At 69.4% G+C, this 18,484-nt stretch carries 20 protein-coding genes; 10 read left to right on the forward strand and 10 right to left on the reverse strand.

What is annotated here, in order from left to right; genetic code table 11:
* Positions 1 to 32: 32 nt before the first annotated feature.
* The 3 genes from ACWF82_RS05310 to ACWF82_RS05320 all read right to left on the reverse strand — a co-directional run bounded on the left by ACWF82_RS05310 (position 33) and on the right by ACWF82_RS05320 (position 4,335).
* Positions 33 to 1,859, reverse strand: a complete 1,827-nt coding sequence (locus tag ACWF82_RS05310) for an AMP-dependent synthetase/ligase (RefSeq protein ID WP_452498205.1) — start codon at positions 1,857 to 1,859, stop codon at positions 33 to 35.
* 134 nt (positions 1,860 to 1,993) lie between these two features.
* Positions 1,994 to 2,734 (reverse strand): GTP cyclohydrolase II, encoded by a 741-nt coding sequence (locus tag ACWF82_RS05315; protein ID WP_452498207.1) that lies wholly within the window; start codon positions 2,732 to 2,734, stop codon positions 1,994 to 1,996.
* A 101-nt stretch (positions 2,735 to 2,835) separates the two neighbouring features.
* Positions 2,836 to 4,335 (reverse strand): PfkB family carbohydrate kinase, encoded by a 1,500-nt coding sequence (locus ACWF82_RS05320; RefSeq protein WP_452498640.1) that lies wholly within the window; start codon positions 4,333 to 4,335, stop codon positions 2,836 to 2,838.
* A 170-nt stretch (positions 4,336 to 4,505) separates the two neighbouring features.
* On the opposite strand from ACWF82_RS05320, the gene ACWF82_RS05325 reads away from it, so the two are divergent.
* A complete protein-coding gene (locus ACWF82_RS05325) occupies positions 4,506 to 4,889 on the forward strand; it encodes a hypothetical protein (RefSeq protein ID WP_452498209.1) in 384 nt (127 codons plus the stop codon).
* 4 nt (positions 4,890 to 4,893) lie between these two features.
* Here the strand turns inward: ACWF82_RS05325 and ACWF82_RS05330 are convergent, their stop codons facing one another.
* The 3 genes from ACWF82_RS05330 to ACWF82_RS05340 are packed head-to-tail and all read right to left on the reverse strand — an operon-like array spanning position 4,894 to position 7,243.
* Positions 4,894 to 5,973 (reverse strand): quinone-dependent dihydroorotate dehydrogenase, encoded by a 1,080-nt coding sequence (locus ACWF82_RS05330; RefSeq protein WP_452498211.1) that lies wholly within the window; start codon positions 5,971 to 5,973, stop codon positions 4,894 to 4,896.
* A gap of 8 nt (positions 5,974 to 5,981) precedes the next feature.
* Complete coding sequence (locus ACWF82_RS05335) at positions 5,982 to 6,236, reverse strand: DUF5703 family protein (protein WP_379310714.1); 255 nt, start codon at positions 6,234 to 6,236, stop codon at positions 5,982 to 5,984.
* Complete coding sequence (locus ACWF82_RS05340; protein WP_452498213.1) at positions 6,236 to 7,243, reverse strand: YncE family protein; 1,008 nt, start codon at positions 7,241 to 7,243, stop codon at positions 6,236 to 6,238. The genes ACWF82_RS05335 and ACWF82_RS05340 overlap by 1 nt, the downstream gene beginning before the upstream one ends.
* Positions 7,244 to 7,403: 160 nt before the next feature.
* Between ACWF82_RS05340 and ACWF82_RS05345 the strand changes: the two genes are divergently transcribed.
* The 5 genes from ACWF82_RS05345 to ACWF82_RS05365 all read left to right on the forward strand — a co-directional run bounded on the left by ACWF82_RS05345 (position 7,404) and on the right by ACWF82_RS05365 (position 11,009).
* Complete coding sequence (locus ACWF82_RS05345) at positions 7,404 to 7,760, forward strand: hypothetical protein (protein ID WP_452498215.1); 357 nt, start codon at positions 7,404 to 7,406, stop codon at positions 7,758 to 7,760.
* Between the two features lie 6 nt (positions 7,761 to 7,766).
* Positions 7,767 to 8,300 carry a hypothetical protein gene (locus ACWF82_RS05350; protein WP_452498217.1) on the forward strand — a complete coding sequence of 178 codons (534 nt, stop codon included), beginning with the start codon at positions 7,767 to 7,769 and terminating at the stop codon, positions 8,298 to 8,300.
* A 2-nt stretch (positions 8,301 to 8,302) separates the two neighbouring features.
* Positions 8,303 to 10,399 carry an MMPL family transporter gene (locus tag ACWF82_RS05355; protein ID WP_452498219.1) on the forward strand — a complete coding sequence of 699 codons (2,097 nt, stop codon included), beginning with the start codon at positions 8,303 to 8,305 and terminating at the stop codon, positions 10,397 to 10,399.
* Positions 10,400 to 10,574: 175 nt separating this feature from the next.
* A complete protein-coding gene (locus ACWF82_RS05360) occupies positions 10,575 to 10,799 on the forward strand; it encodes a hypothetical protein (RefSeq protein WP_452498221.1) in 225 nt (74 codons plus the stop codon).
* A 33-nt stretch (positions 10,800 to 10,832) separates the two neighbouring features.
* Complete coding sequence (locus ACWF82_RS05365) at positions 10,833 to 11,009, forward strand: hypothetical protein (RefSeq protein ID WP_452498223.1); 177 nt, start codon at positions 10,833 to 10,835, stop codon at positions 11,007 to 11,009.
* A 91-nt stretch (positions 11,010 to 11,100) separates the two neighbouring features.
* Here the strand turns inward: ACWF82_RS05365 and ACWF82_RS05370 are convergent, their stop codons facing one another.
* The 4 genes from ACWF82_RS05370 to ACWF82_RS05385 are packed head-to-tail and all read right to left on the reverse strand — an operon-like array spanning position 11,101 to position 15,114.
* Positions 11,101 to 11,991 (reverse strand): heme ABC transporter ATP-binding protein, encoded by an 891-nt coding sequence (locus ACWF82_RS05370; RefSeq protein ID WP_452498225.1) that lies wholly within the window; start codon positions 11,989 to 11,991, stop codon positions 11,101 to 11,103.
* Positions 11,988 to 13,109 carry a FecCD family ABC transporter permease gene (locus ACWF82_RS05375; protein WP_452498227.1) on the reverse strand — a complete coding sequence of 374 codons (1,122 nt, stop codon included), beginning with the start codon at positions 13,107 to 13,109 and terminating at the stop codon, positions 11,988 to 11,990. The genes ACWF82_RS05370 and ACWF82_RS05375 overlap by 4 nt, the downstream gene beginning before the upstream one ends.
* Complete coding sequence (locus ACWF82_RS05380; protein ID WP_452498229.1) at positions 13,106 to 14,119, reverse strand: heme/hemin ABC transporter substrate-binding protein; 1,014 nt, start codon at positions 14,117 to 14,119, stop codon at positions 13,106 to 13,108. The genes ACWF82_RS05375 and ACWF82_RS05380 overlap by 4 nt, the downstream gene beginning before the upstream one ends.
* A 17-nt stretch (positions 14,120 to 14,136) precedes the next feature.
* Entirely contained in the window at positions 14,137 to 15,114 is a 978-nt protein-coding gene (locus tag ACWF82_RS05385; RefSeq protein ID WP_452498231.1) for an aldo/keto reductase, read from the reverse strand.
* A gap of 240 nt (positions 15,115 to 15,354) precedes the next feature.
* Here ACWF82_RS05385 and ACWF82_RS05390 point away from each other — a divergent pair, with 240 nt between their 5' ends.
* The 4 genes from ACWF82_RS05390 to ACWF82_RS05405 are packed head-to-tail and all read left to right on the forward strand — an operon-like array spanning position 15,355 to position 18,469.
* Positions 15,355 to 16,284, forward strand: coding sequence for an undecaprenyl-diphosphate phosphatase (locus tag ACWF82_RS05390; protein WP_452498642.1), 930 nt, complete (start codon positions 15,355 to 15,357; stop codon positions 16,282 to 16,284).
* Positions 16,285 to 16,315: 31 nt separating this feature from the next.
* Positions 16,316 to 17,026: a histidine phosphatase family protein gene (locus ACWF82_RS05395; RefSeq protein WP_452498233.1), complete on the forward strand. Its 711-nt coding sequence runs from the start codon at positions 16,316 to 16,318 to the stop codon at positions 17,024 to 17,026.
* A 50-nt stretch (positions 17,027 to 17,076) separates the two neighbouring features.
* Entirely contained in the window at positions 17,077 to 17,664 is a 588-nt protein-coding gene (locus ACWF82_RS05400) for a DUF3090 domain-containing protein (RefSeq protein WP_379081430.1), read from the forward strand.
* Between the two features lie 4 nt (positions 17,665 to 17,668).
* A complete protein-coding gene (locus ACWF82_RS05405; protein WP_452498235.1) occupies positions 17,669 to 18,469 on the forward strand; it encodes an SCO1664 family protein in 801 nt (266 codons plus the stop codon).
* The last annotated feature ends 15 nt before the right edge of the window (positions 18,470 to 18,484 follow it).

The following is an 18,484-nucleotide window of genomic DNA, read 5'->3' on the forward strand; positions in this document are numbered from 1 at the left end:
CGAATCTCCCGGGGCCACCGCCGTTCTCGGACCTACTTCACATTGACGACATGCTCTGCCGGGGTCGCGGCGTAGAGCGCCTCGATGTCGGCGGCGTACTTCTTCGCGATCGGGGTCCGCTTGAGCGACATCTTCGGGGTCAGCTCGTCGCCGCCCGGCTCCCACAGCGTCTCCACGACGACGAAGCGCTTGATCTGCTCCACCCGCGAGAGCTTGCGGTTGCCCGCGGTCACCGCGGCCTTGACCTCCTCGACGATCTCGGCGCGGCGCGCGAGCTCGGCGTGGGTGGCGTCGGTGGCGCCGAACTCCTTGGCGCGCAACGCCGCGACATCGGGATCGAGCATGATCAGCGCGGTGATGTAGGGGCGGGCGTCACCGATGGCGACGGCCTGACCGATCATCGACGACGCCGCCTTCATGGCGTTCTCGATATTGGAGGGGGCGATGTTCTTGCCCGCCTCGCTGATGATCAGTTCCTTCTTGCGGTCGACGATGCGCAGGTAGCCGTCGGCGTCGAGGGTGCCGATGTCACCGGTGTGCAGCCAGCCCGCGTCGTCGATGGCCTCGGCGGTCTTGTCGGGCATGTTGCGGTAGCCGGGGGTGACGATCGGGCCGCGGATGAGTACCTCACCGTCGGCGTCCAGACGCAGTTCGACACCGTCCATGACGCGGCCGACCGAGCCGGGGCGCGGCTTGTCGAGTTCGGTGAACGTGCCGACGCCGGTGGTCTCGGACATGCCCCACACCTCGCTGACCGCGAACCCGAGGCCGAGGAAGTACTCCAGGGTCTCCGCGGGCACCGGGGCGGCGCCGGACGCGGCGACCTTCAGATCACCGAAACCGAGCGCCTCACGCAGCTTCGACAGCACCAGGGCGTCGGCGGCCTTGTGCTGCACACCGAGCAGTAGCGAACCGCCCTCACCGGACAGCTTCGCCTTGGCCTGCGCCACACCGACACCGATCGCCCAGTTGGCCAGGGCCTTCTTCACCGGGCTCGGCTCGACCGCCAGCTTGTTCTCGATGCCGGCCTTGATCTTCTGCCACACCCGCGGCACACCGAAGAACACGGTGGGACGGGCATCGGGCAGGGCGGCGGCGATCTCGCGCGGGTCGGTGACCGTGGTGATCTGGATGCCGGTGAGCAGGCTCATCGCGTGCGCGGAGATGCGGTCGGCGACATGCGCGGCGGGCAGGTACGACACGGCGCGGTCGTCGAAACCGACCGGCAGCGGACCGGAGACCAGGCCGACGACCTGGGCGATCACATTGCTCTGGGTGAGCTCGACACCCTTGGACGGGCCGGTGGTGCCGGAGGTGTAGATCAGGGTGGCCAGATCGCCCGGCTGCACAGCCTGCCACGCGGCGTCGAAGTCGAAGTCGGGCAGCGGATCCGACTCGAGCTGGGCCAGGCCGATGGTGCCCTCGGCGGTGCCGTCGACCAGGACGGTGTGTTCGACCTCGGCGCCCGCTTCGCGGATGACGTCGAGGAATGCCTGCTCGGTGATCACGACCTTGTTGCCCGCGTTGGCGAACACGTGCGCGATCTGCTCCGGGGAGCTGGTGTTGTACACCGAGAACGGGGTCGCGCCCAGGTGCAGGGCCGCGGTGTCGATCAGGTTGAACTCGGGGCGGTTGGTGAGCATGATGCCGACCGCGTCGCCGTGGCCGACGCCGAGCTTCGCCAGGCCCGCCGCCAGTGCCCGCACCCGCGTCGCGTACTCCGCCCAGGTGATCTGCTGGGTGCCGCCCACCGTTCGCAAGGCGATCTGGTCGGGCCGCAACGCGGCGGTCTGCTGGAAGGCGGCGGGCACGGTGTGCACCGTGACGCCGGAAGCGTGCGCGAAACCGATGTCTGTCATATCCCTGTTCCCGATATAGGCCGTGCCGGACGCCGAGCCAATGCGAGTGAATCTGTCTCATCGTCTCGAGCGATGGGCGTCAGCAGTGGCGCGGCTCACTTATCGTAACCGGACATACGGGATTGTGGCGGTGGTTACCGACGACGCGCGAAGAGCCTGCGCCATCCGCGCGGGGTCTGCCCAGCCGGCGGTTGTGGTGCGGCGACAGGGCCAGGGTGCGGCGCCCATGGCGCGAAGTCGCGGGGGATCATGTGCTTGCGCCACCGCACTTTGGCATCGAGATAGCGTCTGCCACGGTCGGTCTCGAGCCGCACGGCCAGCGGAATCACCTCGACCGCGATCCCCGCCTCGGTCAGCGCCCGCAGTTTGTCGGGATTGTTGGTCAGCAGGCGCACCTGATGCAGACCGAGGCCGAGCAGTGCCTTGGCGACGAGTTCGTATCGGCGGGTGTCGGGTTCGAGACCGAGCCGGGCGTAACTCTCGAAGGTGTCGATGTCGTAGCGCTCGCTGGTGCGATAGCCGATGGCCTTCCAGATCAGGCCCGCGCCACGGCCCTCCTGTTCGAGGTACACCAGCACACCGGCGCCTTCGGCTTGGATCATGTCCATCGACAGGGCGAGCTCGGGGCCGCAGTCGCAGTCGTCGGAACCGAGCGCATCGCCGTACAGGCACCGCGAATGGACTCGGACCAGTGGCTTCTCGCCGGGGTCGCCGAACACCAGCACGTAGCCGCCGTCGTCCGGGTCATCGATCGTGTGTACCTGCACCCGCAGCCGGGTGCCGTTGCGGCTGAACTGGTGTTCCGGTCGCAGGTCGTCGACGTCTCGTCCGGTCGCCTCACCCGGCGGGACCTGGACGGGCTCGATGATCGTCAAGCGCTCCTCCGAGACGGTGTCGGCACCGGGAAATCCGCTGCGTGGACGGTGTAGGGGCAAGGCAACGGCGCGACTCTACTCCGGCTGTGCTGCCAGGCACATCAACCGGGGGTCACACCGGTGTTACGGGTGACGCCGTCACGCGCGTACAGCTGCATGATCCGGTCGACCTCGGCGACCTGGGGGAAGCCGGCCGACACCGCGCCCAGCTTCTGCGTCGGCAGCATCGCCGCCGTTGCCCACACGAAGTCCGCTGCGGTGAGGGCGTCTTCGGACTGCACCACCCGGTAGGCGAGGGCGGCCGCGAAGGCCGCGGCGGCACCGACGGCCGCCTTGAGGACCTGGGGGAAGTGGTCGACGACGATATCGTCGTCGTCGGAGTAGACGGTGCAGCCGAAGCCGTCGACGGCGCACACCGCCGACACGCCGAGCCCGCGCAGGCGGCGCGCGGTGTCGGCGGCGGAGTCGGTGTCGACGTCAGGGAGCAGCGCGTCGAGTTCGACGGTGCTGCCGACGAGGTAGTCGACGACGTCGAGGTACCGGTACAAGCCTTGCGGCACGGCGATACTCGGTGCGGCACAGACGATCACCTGGGGGCGCTCCGGGAGATCCCGGACGAACGCGAGGACCTGTTCGATGATCGGCGCGGGCTGCTCGAAGGTGAGCACGACCACCGCCGATCCCGCCAGCGCGGCCCGGACCTCGGGTCGGTCGATGTCGTCGTCGAGCAGCTGCACGCGCGAGTCGCGGCAGGCGATGAGACGGACCTCGCCGCTGTGGTTCATGACGACGGCCGTGACCAGGGTCGCCGCGGACGGCACCACTTTCACCAGTGAGTGGCCGACGTCGTAGTCCGCGAGCAGGTTCAGGATGCGCGCTCCGTTGGCGTCGTCGCCGACGGCCGCGATCAACTGCACGTCGAGCCCGAGCAGGGCGGTGGCGACGGCTCGGTTGAGTCCCTTGCCGCCCGGCAGACCGGCGAAGGTGCCGTTCACGGGGGCTTGCCTGGCCGGGAAAGTGTCGACCCGGTAGAGGTGGTCGATCACGGCATCGCCGATCACGGTGACCGTCCGGCCCGTCGGCAGCGAGGTGGGGGTCACGCCGGACGGAGGAGCGGCGGCTGTCGACGGATCGGCGGTGAGCAGACCGGCGAGCGCGGTGAGTGCGGCGCGTTCGGCCGTGGTGCGCAGGCGTTTCACCGTCGGCGCCGACGGGGTGGTGGTGGCGCCGACGGCGGTGTGCAGGGGTATCCACTGCTGCGCCAGATACTCACGGCGGGCGCCGAGGTTGGCCGCGTACAGCTGGTCGGGATCGATGTCGCCGTTGGGCGATTCACGCAGCAGACCGAGCGCGAGGGTCGCGTCGGCGATGAGACGCTCGGCGGGGGGCAATTGCCGGGTCGTCTCGCGGAGCACCGGCAGGACCGCCTCCTCGCGGGAGACGCCTTCGCGCTGCGCGTACTCGGTCACCACCGCGAGATCGAGAATCGGTGCTGCTCCGATCTCGGTGTGCCGCAGGCGTTCTGCGCTGAGACCGGAGAACTTGCCCAGTCGCGCGAGAATGCCGCGTACCAGGTCTGTTCGTGCGTCCTGCGGGAGCATCGGCACGCGATCGGCCCTCCATGGTCGTGGCGGCGGTGTTTGAGCAGGATCTCGTCGGGCAATTACCAATCTACAACGGCAATTGACCGCACTGAAGGGCAAATGCCACACTGGAATTCCCAGGAACCGGGAGCACCGAACCGCTCCCCTTCGTGGAATCGGAGTCTCCGATGACCATTCACATCACACCGGACGACATGCGCAGCACCCACAGCCCCGAATACGCGCAGCGTGTCGGGTCGGACCCCGAGGTCTGGCGGTTGAGCTGGTTGCCGGAACGCCGGCTGAGCCGGGACCAGGCCTACGCGGGCATGGAACTCGACGAATTGATCAGCGACCTCACCGCCGCCGACGACCGCCTCGCGCACGCGCAGATCAACGTGCTGGCCGACACCGTCGGAATCGTCTGGGAACAGGCGATCATCCGGCTCTACAAGCGGATACTCGCTCGCTTCGACGACCCCGACGAGGCCGGGCCCCGGCCGACGCTGACCAGGCCGCGCACGACGTACCTGTTCGGGCACGGCGGAACGCGGCAGGTCAACTACGGATAGACCCTCAGGCCGACGGCGTGCGGTGCTCGGCGCCGACCGCGTCGGACAGCGAGCGGAAACCGCCGGCGCGCAGGTTGGCGGCGATGCCGCGGTGGATGCGGGTGGTCCAGAAGGGGCCGCCGTAGATGAAGCCGGTGTAGCCCTGCAGGAGGGTCGCGCCTGCCAGGATGCGGGCCCATGCCTGGTCGGCGTTCTCGATGCCGCCGACCGAGATCAGGACCAGTTTGTCGCCGACGCGGGCATAGAGGCGGCGCAGGACTTCCAGGGAGCGCTCGGCGACGGGTGGACCGGACAGTCCGCCCGCGCCCATCGCTTCGACCTCGGCGGCCGGGGTCGCCAGACCATCGCGGCGGATCGTGGTGTTGGTGGCGACGATGCCCGCCAGGCCCAGTTCGACGGCGAGGTCGGCGGCGGCGTCGATGTCCTCGTCGGACAGGTCAGGGGCGATCTTGACCAGGACCGGAACGGTGACGCTGTCGAGCACGGCCTGCAGGATCGGGCGCAGCGACTCGACGGCCTGCAGGTCACGCAGACCGGGGGTGTTGGGGGAGGACACGTTCACGACGACGAAATCGGCGAGGGGGCCGAGTAGTCGGGCGCTGGTGGCGTAATCGCCCGCGGCGTCCTCGGGTTCGGTGACCTTGGTCTTGCCGATGTTCGCGCCGATCGGGACGGTCGGGTGCGCGTTGTGCAGGCGGGCGGCGGCCGCGGCGGCGCCGTGGTTGTTGAAACCCATCCGGTTGATCAGGCCGTGGTCGGCGGGCAGCCGGAACAGGCGCGGCGCCGGGTTACCCGGCTGGGCGTGCGCGGTGACGGTGCCGATCTCGGCGAAACCGAAACCGAGCGAGCCCCAGGTGTTCACGCCGTCGGCGTTCTTGTCGAAACCGGCGGCCAAGCCGAGCGGCGCGGGGAAGTCGACACCGAAGGCGGTGGTGGCCAGGATCGGGTCGGCGGCGACGGTCAGCTTGCGCGCCAGCCAGCGGGTCGGCGGGAACCAGGTGGCGAACCGCAGGGCGGCGAAAACCAGGTGATGCACCCGCTCCGGCGGGATCAGGAACATCAGGCGTAGTAGCAGGGCGTACATGGGTCGGCTCACAATCCGGGTTCGGGCACAGGCAGGACGGCATTCTTGCGGCGGCGCAACAACACCCGGCGGCTGCCGTCGGTGTAGGCGCGTACCCGCGACAATTCCCAGCCACCGAATTCGGCCTGGATGGCAAGCCGCATCGAGGCGGTGACCCGGGTGACCTCGGGTGGCAGCCGCAGGGGCACGTATTCGTAGTCGTCGTTGCTGGTTTCCCAGCTCGGCGGAACCGCCGAGCGAGAACCGCGTGGCTTGGCCGCCATCACTGCCCTCTCTTCCGCTCGTCCGCACCGATCCGCTGCAGACCCTCACCCGTGGCCGAGGCCACGAACAGGTCGCCGGTCCGTTCGTCGACGGTCACCGCGTCGGGCTGGCGCAGGGTCGGGAACCGTCCCACCTCGATACCGATCCCGGTCGACAGGTCGTAGCCGACGACCTCGTTGCTCTCCGTGCAGGTCACCCAGACCGTGTTCGAGCGCGGATCGTAGGCGAGCGCGTAAGGCGACGATGATACCGGGAAACGCTGGCGTAGCACGAGCGGACCGGCCGAGTAGACCAGCAGTTCACCGCCGGCGGTGTCGGTGACGATGATCCGACCTTCCGGGTCGGCGATGGCGTTTGCTGCGCCGTCACCGGCGCGCAGCATCAGGCCGAGCGCGTCGTCGCGGACGCTGACGACGGCGGTCTGCTTGCGGTCGAGGACGGTGATGTCGGCACCGGTCAGGGCGATCACGTCGGCCGAGACGAGGCCGGTGACCGTGCGGGCGACGCTGCCGTCGGGGCGCAGTTCACGCACCGTGCCGTCGGCGGTGCCGACGACCAGCGTGCCGTCCGTGCGTGTTTGCACACTGTGCACGTCGCCGTCGACGGGAATCTCGGTCACGGTGCCCGCGGTCACGTCGACCCGCAGCACCCGATCCGGGGCGGCGACGAGCACTTCACCCGGCGTGCCCTGGGCCAACGCCGCACCGGCGGCGGGCAGGGTGACCGTCCGCGCGGTGGTAGGCGCGGCGGGGTCGAGCAAGGTCAGCGAGGTGCCCGCGGTGTCGAGGGCGGCGAGGCGAGCGGTTTCCCGTTCGGCCAGCAGCGCTTTCGTCGCGGCGGCGGGAATGACCTGGCCCGCGGGCGATGTCGCGGTGGCGGGGGAGACGGCCGCGGTGGCCGGATCCCTGGTCGGCACGTCGGGGCCGTCCGCACCGGCACATCCCGTCAGCACCACCAGTGCCGCCGCGCCGAACAGCGCTGAGGCGACCGAGCCGCGAGGGCGCATGCACCGAACTCCTAATCTCACGAGGTGACCGCTGATCACCATCTGACCATGATGACTCACCGGTAGCTCCGACCGGGTGGCGCGCGTCGGGCCTGTCGGTGACGGAGGTTACTGTTGACGTGTCGACAATTGTTTGCCAGGAAGCGGGAGGGGATCACCGATGACCGACCGGACAACCGCGGGTTTCGGCATCGATGACATCTCCGTCGGTCCCTTCGCGCACGGTTTCGGCACCACCGACGACGGCCGCGCGTTCACCTTCCGCACCCACCGGGCCACCCTCACCGTGCAGATCTACCGCGCCGACCTGGGTGAGACCGTGCCCGGCGCCGACGATGTGGTCGCCACCGCGCAGGCACAGGTCACCGATATCGACCTCGGTGACGAGCGCAGCGTCACCGCGTTCGTGCGCGATCTGCTCCACCACGCGATCCCCGTCCCGGCCGCCACGCCGAGGGACGCCATGACGGTCCGGAGCATCCTGGGCCGGATCAGTGCCGTGATTGATGGTATGTAGATGGTGATGTCTTCCACACTTTTCGCCAGGGCCGCTGCGGCCACCGCCTGCCTCACGGCCCTCGTCGCCCTCACCGCCTGCGGTGGTGGCACCGACGAGGCCTCGGTCGACGCCGCACGGTCATCGGCCCAAGCCTCCCTGTCCTCCTCCATCGCGGTCTCGTCGAGCAAGGCCAATGTGCCGCTGCCGAGCGCCGCGGAACTCGACGCGCAGATCAAGCGTGCGCTCGACCCCAACCTGCCCGATGTCGAACGCACCGACCTGATCGAGGACGGCGCCGCGTTCAAGGACGCGATCCCCGACATGTACAAGGCGCTGCGCGACAACCCGCACGCCGTCTACGGCGTCGTCGACCCGGTCTTCGACAACCGTGACGGCACGCTGACCGCCACGATGCGCCTGGACAAGGACGGTTCGGGCACCAATGTCCGCACCACCATCGTGCATTTCGTGCTGCTCGACGGGAAGTGGAAGATCTCGCGCACCGATCTGTGCGGCATCCTGCGTTCGGCCGACTATCGCACCGCCGCCTGCGGCTGACGATGCGGGAATCGCGCGCGATGCGGTGGGGCCGGTTCGTCCACCGCCACCGCTACCTGGTGCTCGGGATCTTCATCCTGACGGTGCTGATCTCGGGCTGGTTCGGCCGGGATCTGGCGGGCCGCTACACCCAGGAGGGCTGGTTCGACGAGTCCAGCCAATCGGTGGCTGCGTCGAAGCTGGCCGATGACACCTTCGGCCGCGACACCGACGGCGACCTGATCGTCATCTACACCGCCCCCGCGGGCGCCACCGTCGACGATCCCGCGGTGCGCGGCCCGGTGGTGGCCGCGCTCGCGGACCTGCGCGAGCAGTACGGCAAGCACATCCACAAGATCGACAGCTACTGGGACAGCCCGTTCTCCGCGGACGCCTCCGATCCCAGCAAGCAGCACGCGTTCGCCAGTATCGGACTGGCCGGCGGTGGCGGAACGGCCACGGTCAACAACTATCTCGCCCTGAAACCGCACCTCAACGCCGGTGTGCCCGGTGGCGGGCCCGGCGGCACCACCGTGCAGCTGGCGGGATTGCAGCCGGTGGTCGAGGGCATCAACATCGGGATGCAGCACGACATCCGGCGCGCGGAGCTCATCGCGTTGCCGATCGTGGCGATCCTGCTGTACTTCGTGTTCGGTGGCGTCATCGGTGCGTTGCTGCCGGTGATGATCGGCGGGCTCACGGTCCTCGGCACCTCCGGCATCCTGCGGTTCCTCACCGCGCACATCGAGGTCAATGTGTTCGCCAGCGCGGTGATGACACTGGTCAGCCTCGGTTTGGCGATCGACTACGGACTGTTCACGGTGACCCGATTCCGGGAGGAACTCGCGGCGGGCCGCAGTGTGGAGGACGCGACGGCCCGCACCGTCGCGACGGCGGGCCGCACCGTGTTGTTCTCGGCGGCGATCATCGCGATCAGCCTCGGTGCGCTGTTCATCTTCCCCAACGGCGTGCTGCGCTCGGTGCCCTACGGCGGCATCTCCGCGGTGATGCTGGCGGCGCTGCTGTCGGTGACCGCGCTGCCCGCGGCCTTGAGCATCGCCGGGCATCGCATCGACTGGCTGGGCTGGAAGCGATTCTCGCGCAGCAAGACCGAGGCGGAGATCGACGCGGGATTCTTCTCCCGGCTGGCGCAGTGGGCGATGCGGCGGCCCTGGGCGGTCGTGATCCCGATCGTGCTCGGCCTGCTGGCCTTGAGTATTCCGTTGCGCCACATCGAGTTCGGCGGGATCAGCGAGAAGTATCTGGCGGCGGACAATCCGGCGCGCGTGGCGCAGGAGGATTTCGACCGGCTCTTCCCCGGCTTCCGCACCGAACCGCTGAAGCTGGTCGTGGTCGGCGCCTCACCCCAGCAGCTCAGCGACATCCGGTTCGAGGCCAATCAGATTCCGGGCCTGACCGGCCGGTTCGAGCCTGCCGCGCCGACGAAGGACGGGGTCAACGTCCTTTCGGCCGGGCTCGGTGACAAACGCGACGCCGACCGGGTGATCGATACTGTGCGTGACCTGCCCGAACCACCGGGCGTCGAGATCATGGTCGCCGGTATTCCCGCACTGGAACGCGACAGCATCAACGGCCTGATCGACGGTCTCCCGTTGCTGTTGGTGATCCTGATGGCCGCGGCGTTGGCGATGATGGTGATCGCGTTCCGGTCGGTGATCCTGGCGGTGAAGGCCGTCGCGATGAGCGCGCTCAGTCTCGTCTCGACGCTGGGCGTGCTGACGTGGATCTTCGTGCAGGGACACGGTTCCGATGCCTTCGATTTCACGCCGGGACCGCTGATGTTCGCGGTGGTGGCCTTGATCGTCACGGTGATCTTCGGGTTGTCCACCGACTACGAGGTGTTCCTGCTGTCGCGGATCGCGGAGAAACGAGCCTCTGGCGCCGATGCCACCGAATCCATCCGCTACGGCGTCGCCCACACCGGCGGCGTGATCACCTCGGCGGCGGCCATTCTCATCGTGGTGACCGGCGCGTTCGGCTTCTCGGATCTGGTGCTGATGAAATACATCGCCTACGGCATGATCGTCGCTCTGATCATCGACGCCACGATCATCCGCATGGTGCTCACGCCGGCACTGCTCAAGATCATCTGGCGGTAGCGGGCCTCCTCCTCGCCTGCCTGGCAGCGGCACATCCCGCGGCTACGTGCGCGAGTTGCGGCGCGTCGGCCCCGAATTGGAGTACTCGACTACTCAGGCAGCAGCGCCCTCGCCGAGTCAAGCTGGACCGTGACAGCTCTTCTCGAGAGCTGCATCACACCAGGAGGAGGACATCATGCCAGGCAGCGTCCAGAGCGGGCTCCTTGCGCAGAACGGCAATACCACAGTCACATGGTCGATCGGGTCGAGCCCGCGTGTCATCTGGACCGCGATGTTCGAGGGCGGATCCCCTGTCGGTGTGCGTCGCCACAACTCGCTCCCCGAAAACAGGCATCACGTCAATGTCGAGGTCGTCGGCGGTGCGGCGGCCACCTTCCGGCTCGGCGGCTACGTCGTCTGACATCCGATCCACGACCAAGGAGGAGCGAACATCATGAGAATCCAGGTCCTGCGAGACACCGACGGCCGCACGGTCGCCGCGGCGGAAATCGTCGAATCCGGCGACAGGCTGCAAGCGACACCCATAGCCGGCGACGGGCAGACCCTCGAGACGATCGAGGTCGAGGACGAAGCGCTGGACGCCGACTTGTCTTCCCTGTTCGAACGGTGACCCCGGGCGATCGAACCAGATCCGTTCGATCAGCCGGCGATATCGGTCAGCCCCGGACCGTGAGATCCGGGGCTGACCTCTCGTTCCAGGATCACGCCCGTGGACGCTCCGGCAACACCAGCTGCGCGCCGGTGACCGGGTGGTCGAACACATCGACAGGGTGGCGGTAGACGCCGGTGAGGAGCTCGCGGGTGAGGACCTGGCGGGGCGGTCCGTCGACGGCGACGCGACCCGCGTCCAGGACGGTGACGCGGTCGGCGTAGGCGGCGGCGACGCCGAGATCGTGGACGACGACGACGACCGCGGCACCCTCGGCGGCGCGGTTCGCCGCCAGACGGAGAACGGCCTCCTGGTGGCCGATATCGAGGGCGGCAGTGGGTTCGTCGAGCAGCAGGGTAGCGGTGTCCTGGGCCAGGACACGGGCCAGCGCGACGCGGGCGCGTTCACCGCCGGACAGCGACGGGAACACCCGGCCGGCGAGATGGGTGACGTCGGTGGCGGCCAAGGCGGCGGCGACGAGGTCGTCGTCGCGCTCGGCGGCGGGGGTGTGCAGCCAGGGCGCGCGGCCCATGGCCACGACCTCGCGGGCGGTGAACGGGAATCCGACCGCGTGCGATTGCGGCAGCACCGCGCGGCGGCGGGCCATGTCGGCGTGAGTCCAGTGCGAGAGGGCGCGACCTTCGAGCTGCACCGTGCCGGTGCTCGGCGCGAGTTCGCCGGCGAGGGCGGCGAGCAGGCTCGACTTGCCCGCGCCGTTCGGGCCGACCAGGGCGACGATCTCGCCGGCCGCCACCTGGAAGTCGACGTCTTCGAGAACGGTCCGGGTACCGCGCCGCACGGTGAGATCCGTCGCGCGCAGGGTGACAGTGCCCGGTGCGGGCCGTGCCGGGACATCGGGGGTCCGGGCGAACAGGGTCCGCAAGGAGCGGCTGCGCCGCGGGGAAGTCGCTGGTGTGTCGACGGCAGGATGGATGTCGGTCATCCCCAGCCTCCCGCCCGCGCCCTGGTGCGGCGCAGCAGCCAGAAGAAGAACGGGCCGCCGATCAGCGAGGTCAGCATGCCCAGCGGCAGGTCGGCGTTGTCGACCAGCGTGCGCGCCACGACGTCGGCGCCGAGCAACACCACCGAACCGACGATCGCGCTCAACGGGACCAGCACCCGATGCCCGGGACCGACGAGCATGCGCACCACGTGCGGCACGATCAGCCCCACGAACAAGATGATGCCGCTGAACGCCACCCCGGCCGCGGTCAGCACGGCCACCACCACGATCACCTGCCTGCGCAGCCGTTCCACGTCGACACCGAGATGCCGGGCAGCGGAGTCACCGAGTGCGAGCAGATCCAGCCGCGGCGCGATGAGAACGGCGGCCAGCACACCGACCGAGGCCAGCACGGCGACCACCGCCACCGACTGCCAGGTGGCGCCGTTGAGGCTGCCGAGCTGCCAGAACACGATCTGATCCCGGGCCGCGGGCGTGGCGACGAACAGCAGCAGCGCGATCAGGCCGCCGGCGAAGGCGTTGATGGCGATGCCGGTGAGGATCAATGTCACGACTTCGGTGCGCCCACCCGAGCGCGACAGCACATAGACCAGCGCGGTGGTGAGCAGTCCCGCGGCGAACGCGGCCGCCGCCACCGACCAGGAGGCGACGAACGCGCCACCGACCACGATGACGGTGCCAGCCCCGACCGCCGCACCCGCCGACACACCGATCACGCCGGGTTCGGCGAGCGGATTGGCGAACACGCCCTGCAACAACGCACCCGCTGTCGCCAGCGAAGCCCCGACCAGGACGGCGAGCGCGACGCGCGGGAACCGCACCTCCCACAACGTCACCTCGCCCGCCGGATGCGCGGGCATCGGCCCGATATCGAGCCCGATCCGGTGGGCCACACTGCCAAGCACCTCGGCCGCGGTCGTCGGCACCTGGCCGAGCACCGCCGACACCAGCGCCAGCACCACGAGGGCGATCAGCGCGACGGCGAACACGACGGTGACCCTGGTCGTCCGACGACGGGGGTGCGGCAGCGGGTCGGGGGTCGCGTCGTTGATCCGCGGCGCGTCCGCGGATTTCGTCAGATCGGGGGCATCGCTCATGCCGGCTTGCCGTAGACGGCGTCGGACAGCGCGGTGATGACCCGGCCGGTGTTGGGGCCGAAGCTCAGCAGCACCGCGTCGGACATGTCGACGACCCGGTGATTGCGGCCGGCCGGGGTCTGGGCGATACCGGGGATCTTCACGAGCCCGTCGATCCCGCCGACCGACTTCAGCCCGTCCGACATCACCAGCAGTACATCGGGCGCGGCGGCGATCATCGCCTCGCTGGTGATCGCGGTGAAAGGTTCGCTCACCCCGGCGGCGGTGCCCGCGTCGACGCCGCCGATCGCGGTGATCAGCGAATCCGCGCCCGAACCCGGGCCGGCGATCATGGTGATCGCGGTGCTGCGCAGGTACAGGAACGCGATCTTCGGCTGCGGATCCTGCTCCGGCACGCGGGCGGTGGCGGTGGCGATCTCGTCGCGGGTGCGCTGCCCGAGCTGCGCGCCTGCCTCCGGGACACCGAGCGCGGTGGCGACGGCCTCGATCTGCGGCACCACACCGTCCATGGTGCGGTCCGGATCGAAGTAGACGACGTTGACGCCCGCCGCTCGCAGCTGATCGCGGACCGCGGGGGCGGCGCTGGTGGTGTCGGTCAGGAACACCGACGGGCGCAGGGCGAGGACGGCTTCGACGCTGAGGGCGCTGTTGCCGCCCGCCACATTCGGCACGTCGGCGACGGCGGGGAAGGAGGCGGAGGTGCTGCGGCCGACGAGGTTCGCGCCGAGGCCGAGGGCGTACACGGTCTGGGCGAGAGTGCCGTAGCGGTCGACGGCGATGATCCGTGACGCGTCGGTGACGGTCACCTCGGTGCCGTCGAAGGAGCGTGCGGTCGCGGGCAGGCGCGGTGTCGGCGGCGGGCCGATCGGGACCGGGTCCAGGTCGGCCAGTTGCGCCGTCGCGGGCCCGCCCGAAATGGCAGTCGATGCAGGATTGCTTGCGGTGCACGCGACAGCGCCCGTCAGCACCGTCGCCGCCAGCATCGCCGTCAGCAGACCACGCAGTTTCATGCAGGTAAGGCTAGCCATCATTCGGAACGAGCGCTCACATCGTCCAGAGCTGCCGCGATCGCGCGCGGCAACTCGAGGGTTTCGGCGGCCAGCACTCCGGTGAGCTGGCCGATGTCACGGGCGCCCACGATCATGCTGGCGATGCCGGGCCGGTCCCTGATCCAGGCCAGCGCCACCGCCAGCGGCGAGGTGCCGAGCCCGTCTGCCGCGGTGACCAGCGCGTCCACCACGCGGGTGGCGCGTTCGTCGTCGAGCCTGCGCCGGATCTCGGCGGCCGTGGCCTCGTCGGCGCCGCGCGAATCCGCGGGCACACCGTCGCGATACTTGCCGGTGAGGATGCCGCCGGCCAGCGGCGCCGAGGCGACGATGCCGACCCCATGGTGGCGGGCGGCCGGGATCACATCGTTCTCGGTGCCGCGCGCGAGCAGCGAGTACGGGGTCTGCGCTGCCGTGATCGGCGCGATCGCGGCGAGGCTGGCCAGCTGCCAGGCCGCGAACCCGCGCACACCCGCGTACCGGGTGCGACCGGTGCGGACCGCGGTCTCCAAGGTCGCCGCGACCTCGTCGAGCGGGGTGTAGGGGTCCCAGGCGGCGATGCTCCAGATGTCGAGATGATCGGTGCCGAGTTCGAGCAGCGTGCGGTCCAGTTGCGCGAGCAGCGTGCGCCGCGACGCGTCGACCACCGGGCCGGTCGCCGCGGGGGCGGGCACGCTGCCACCGACCCCGGCGCCGGGCGCGTGCAGGACCACACCCGCGCTGCCACTGAGCACCAGATCGTCACGGGAGACCAGGTCGCCGAGCAGATCGGCGAGGATCCGCTGGGCCGCGCCGTCGCCGTAGACGGGGGAGGTGTCGACGAGCGTGCCACCGGCCTCGGTGAACGCCGCCAACTGCACCGATGCCTCGTCGGCGTCGGTATGGGTGCCCCAGGTATGGGTCGCCAGGCCGATCCGCGACACCCGAAGGCCGCTGCGTCCCACCGTTCGCTGTTCCATCACCGCGCCCGCGTTTTCGTCACGGCGCCCAGCCTAATGGGCGCACCGTGTGGTCCCTCGCCGACGACCCGCGGAGGGGGTCGCGCGAACCGATCGCCCGGTGGGCGGGCGACGTCACCGCACCGCGACAGGTAGGGTCGCTGCGAGGTCGCGGCCCTTCCAAGCCGCTCGATGTAGCAAAAGCCCAGGAGGATGCGGTCTTTCGGGCGCGAGGTAGCAGGAGGCACGGTGGGCGAGTCGATGACCTGGTTTCAGGCATTGATACTCGGGCTCGTACAGGGACTGACGGAGTTCCTGCCGATCTCCTCCTCGGGGCATCTGCGCATCGTGTCGGAGGTGTTCTTCGGTAGCGACGCCGGCGCGTCGTTCACCGCCGTCACCCAGCTCGGCACCGAGGCCGCGGTGCTGGTGTATTTCGCCAAGGACATCCAGCGCATCGTCGTGGCGTGGTTCACCACGCTGGGGATGCGCTGGCGGGAACGCTCGCAGCAGTCGGTCGCCGTCGGTGACCGGGTCACCACCAAGCTGCCGGTGATGGACCGCAGCGCCCGCGAGGCCCACGAACGCGACACCCAGCGCGAGCTCGACTACCGCATCGGCTGGTACGTGATCATCGCCACCATTCCGATCGGCGTACTCGGCTTCCTGTTCAAGGACGAGATCCGCACCGGCGCCCGCAACCTGTGGCTCGTCTCCTTCATGCTGGTCGCCTTCGCACTGGTGATCGCCGCCGGTGAGCACTTCGGCAAGAAGACGCGCTCGATCGAGCAGCTCACTACCCGCGACGGCCTCGTCATGGGTCTCGCGCAGTGCCTGGCCCTGGTCCCGGGCGTGTCCCGCTCCGGCGCGACCTCGACCGCCGGCCTGTTCCTCGGTCTGGAGCGGGAGGCGGCGGTGCGTTTCTCGTTCCTGCTGGCCATCCCCGCTGTGACCGCCTCCGGGCTGTTCAGCCTTCCCGATGCCTTCGAACCGGCCGGTGAGGGCCTCAACGCCAGCGGCCCGCAGTTGCTGGTCGCCACCATCCTGGCGTTCGTCGTCGGCTATGCCTCGGTCGCCTGGCTGCTGAAGTTCGTCAGCAAGCATTCGCTGTACTGGTTCGTCGGCTATCGCATCATCGTCGGCCTGCTGGTGATGGGCTTGCTGGCCACCGGCGTCGTCTCGGCGACCTGAGCACGCGACAGGCGATGGTTAGGCTGGTCCCATGACGGTGATCCTGCTCCGGCACGGAGTGTCCACCTCCAACATCGGTTACACCCTGGCCGGGCGCACCCCCGGTGTCGAGCTCACCGAGCGCGGTACCGAGCAGGCCGCCGCGGTCGCCGACCGGCTCGCGACCCTGCCGATCGAACACATCGCCAGCTCGCCACTGCTGCGCTGCCAGCGCACTGTCGCACCGCTGGCCGAGAAGCTCGGCCTCGAACCCGAGCACGACGAACGGCTCATCGAGGTCGACTACGGCGACTGGACCGGCCGTCCCCTGTCCGAACTGGTCACCGAACCGCTGTGGAAGGTCGTGCAGCGGCACGCCTCCGGCGCGGTGTTCCCCGCCGGGGAAGGCCTGGCCCAGGTCCAGCAGCGCGCGGTCGCCGCGATCCGCGACACCGAACGCAGGCTGTCCGAGCAGGCGGGCCGTGACGTGCTGTGGGTGGCGTGCGCGCACGGCGACATCATCAAGTCGATCCTGGCCGACGCGCTCGGCCTGCATCTGGACAGTTTCCAGCGGATCGCGGTCGAACCCGCCTCGATCAGCGTCGTGCGCTACAGCCCGACCGGGCCGTCGGTGTGGAAGTTCAACGACACCGGCGCCGACCTGTCCGCGCTCGCCGGCGCGGCGGCACCCGCTCCCGGTGGAGAGGTGCCGACAGCCACCGGCGCGGATAATGGGAATGCGGGACACCGCGATTCTCCTTGAGGGAAATGTGTTCGTGAGTGTCGATCAGGGTCACGTATCAGGAGGTGCATGTGTCACGCGCAATCCATGTATTCCGCACCCCCGATCGTTTCGTCGCCGGGACCGTCGGTGAACCAGGCGATCGTTCGTTCTATCTGCAGGCCGTACAGGAACCGCGCGTGGTCAGCGTGCTGCTGGAGAAGCAGCAGGTGAAGGTGCTCGCCGACCGGATGGGCCTGCTGCTCGACGAGGTGGCGCGCCGTTTCGGCGCCGAGGTGCCGCCCGAGGGCGAGGACGTCCGCGATGTCGCGCCGCTGGTGACGCCCATCGACACCGAATTCCGGGTCGGCACCATGGGTCTGGGCTGGGACGCCGACGCGGGTGCTGTCGTGGTGGAGCTGCTGGCGATCACCGAGACCGAGGTCGACGAATCGGTGGTGCTCGACGACACCGACGAAGGCCCCGACGCCGTGCGGGTGTTCCTCACCCCCATCCAGGCCCGCGAGTTCGCCCTGCGCTCGGCGCGGGTCATCGCCGCGGGCCGTCCGCCGTGCCCGCTGTGCGGCGAACCGCTGTCCTCGCGCGGGCACATGTGCGTGCGCACCAACGGTTACAAGCGCGGCGAGATCTTCGGCACGGCCGAGCTCGACGAGGAGTGATCCGGTGTCGGCACTCACCGAAGGCGAACTGGACATCGTCGGCCGGATCGGCGTCGCCAGCAATCTGACGCTGGTGTGTGAGATCGCCGCACCCGAACCCGACGGGTCCCCGCTGCGGGTGGTGTACAAGCCGGTACGCGGTGAGCGGCCGCTGTGGGACTTCCCCGACGGCACCCTCGCCGGTCGTGAGGTGGCGTCGTATCTGATCTCCGAACATCTCGGCTGGGGTGTCATCCCGGAGACGGTGTTGCGGGACGGGCCGTTCGGGTCCGGCATGGTGCAGCGCTGGGTGACCTCGGTCGACCACCACAGCGCGTCGAGCAGTCAGCGCCTCGACCTGGTCGACTTGTGCAAACCGGGCACCGTGCCCGACGGTTTCTGCGAGGTGCTGCGCGCCCTCGACGGTGCGGGCAACGAGGTCTCGCTCGTCCACGCCGACGATCCACGCCTGCAACGGATGGCGGTCCTCGATCTGCTGCTCAACAACGCCGACCGCAAGGGCGGGCACGCGCTGGAAGGCGTCGACGGGCAGGTGTACGGCGTCGACCACGGCATCTGCCTGCACAGCGAACCGAAACTGCGCACGGTGCTGTGGGGTTGGGCCGGGCGGCCCGTCCACGCATCACTGATCGCCGACATCACCGCGTTCGCCGCGCAACTGCCCGGCACCGTGGCCGATTCGCTGGCCGAGCACATCACCGACGCGGAGATCACCGCGCTGGCCGAACGCACGAAGGCGCTGCTCGATCATCCGGTGATGCCGGTCCCGAATTCCGCGCGCCCGATTCCCTGGCCCGCGTTCTGATTCCGACGACGATTC

It is taken from the genome of Nocardia sp. NPDC055053, assembly GCF_053608285.1.

What these genes read in the sequence shown, in the direction of transcription:
- ACWF82_RS05375 (WP_452498227.1), bottom strand. Translation starts at nt 13,109, where the DNA reads ATGAGCGATGCCCCCGATCTGACGAAATCCGCGGACGCGCCGCGGATC.
- ACWF82_RS05370 (WP_452498225.1), bottom strand. Translation starts at nt 11,991, where the DNA reads ATGACCGACATCCATCCTGCCGTCGACACACCAGCGACTTCCCCGCGG.
- ACWF82_RS05335 (WP_379310714.1), bottom strand. Translation starts at nt 6,236, where the DNA reads ATGGCGGCCAAGCCACGCGGTTCTCGCTCGGCGGTTCCGCCGAGCTGG.
- ACWF82_RS05350 (WP_452498217.1), top strand. Translation starts at nt 7,767, where the DNA reads ATGTCTTCCACACTTTTCGCCAGGGCCGCTGCGGCCACCGCCTGCCTC.
- ACWF82_RS05340 (WP_452498213.1), bottom strand. Translation starts at nt 7,243, where the DNA reads ATGCGCCCTCGCGGCTCGGTCGCCTCAGCGCTGTTCGGCGCGGCGGCA.
- ACWF82_RS05310 (WP_452498205.1), bottom strand. Translation starts at nt 1,859, where the DNA reads ATGACAGACATCGGTTTCGCGCACGCTTCCGGCGTCACGGTGCACACC.
- ACWF82_RS05320 (WP_452498640.1), bottom strand. Translation starts at nt 4,335, where the DNA reads ATGCTCCCGCAGGACGCACGAACAGACCTGGTACGCGGCATTCTCGCG.
- ACWF82_RS05385 (WP_452498231.1), bottom strand. Translation starts at nt 15,114, where the DNA reads ATGGAACAGCGAACGGTGGGACGCAGCGGCCTTCGGGTGTCGCGGATC.
- ACWF82_RS05330 (WP_452498211.1), bottom strand. Translation starts at nt 5,973, where the DNA reads ATGTACGCCCTGCTACTACGCCTGATGTTCCTGATCCCGCCGGAGCGG.
- ACWF82_RS05380 (WP_452498229.1), bottom strand. Translation starts at nt 14,119, where the DNA reads ATGAAACTGCGTGGTCTGCTGACGGCGATGCTGGCGGCGACGGTGCTG.
- ACWF82_RS05365 (WP_452498223.1), top strand. Translation starts at nt 10,833, where the DNA reads ATGAGAATCCAGGTCCTGCGAGACACCGACGGCCGCACGGTCGCCGCG.
- ACWF82_RS05345 (WP_452498215.1), top strand. Translation starts at nt 7,404, where the DNA reads ATGACCGACCGGACAACCGCGGGTTTCGGCATCGATGACATCTCCGTC.
- ACWF82_RS05325 (WP_452498209.1), top strand. Translation starts at nt 4,506, where the DNA reads ATGACCATTCACATCACACCGGACGACATGCGCAGCACCCACAGCCCC.
- ACWF82_RS05360 (WP_452498221.1), top strand. Translation starts at nt 10,575, where the DNA reads ATGCCAGGCAGCGTCCAGAGCGGGCTCCTTGCGCAGAACGGCAATACC.
- ACWF82_RS05355 (WP_452498219.1), top strand. Translation starts at nt 8,303, where the DNA reads ATGCGGGAATCGCGCGCGATGCGGTGGGGCCGGTTCGTCCACCGCCAC.
- ACWF82_RS05395 (WP_452498233.1), top strand. Translation starts at nt 16,316, where the DNA reads ATGACGGTGATCCTGCTCCGGCACGGAGTGTCCACCTCCAACATCGGT.
- ACWF82_RS05390 (WP_452498642.1), top strand. Translation starts at nt 15,355, where the DNA reads ATGACCTGGTTTCAGGCATTGATACTCGGGCTCGTACAGGGACTGACG.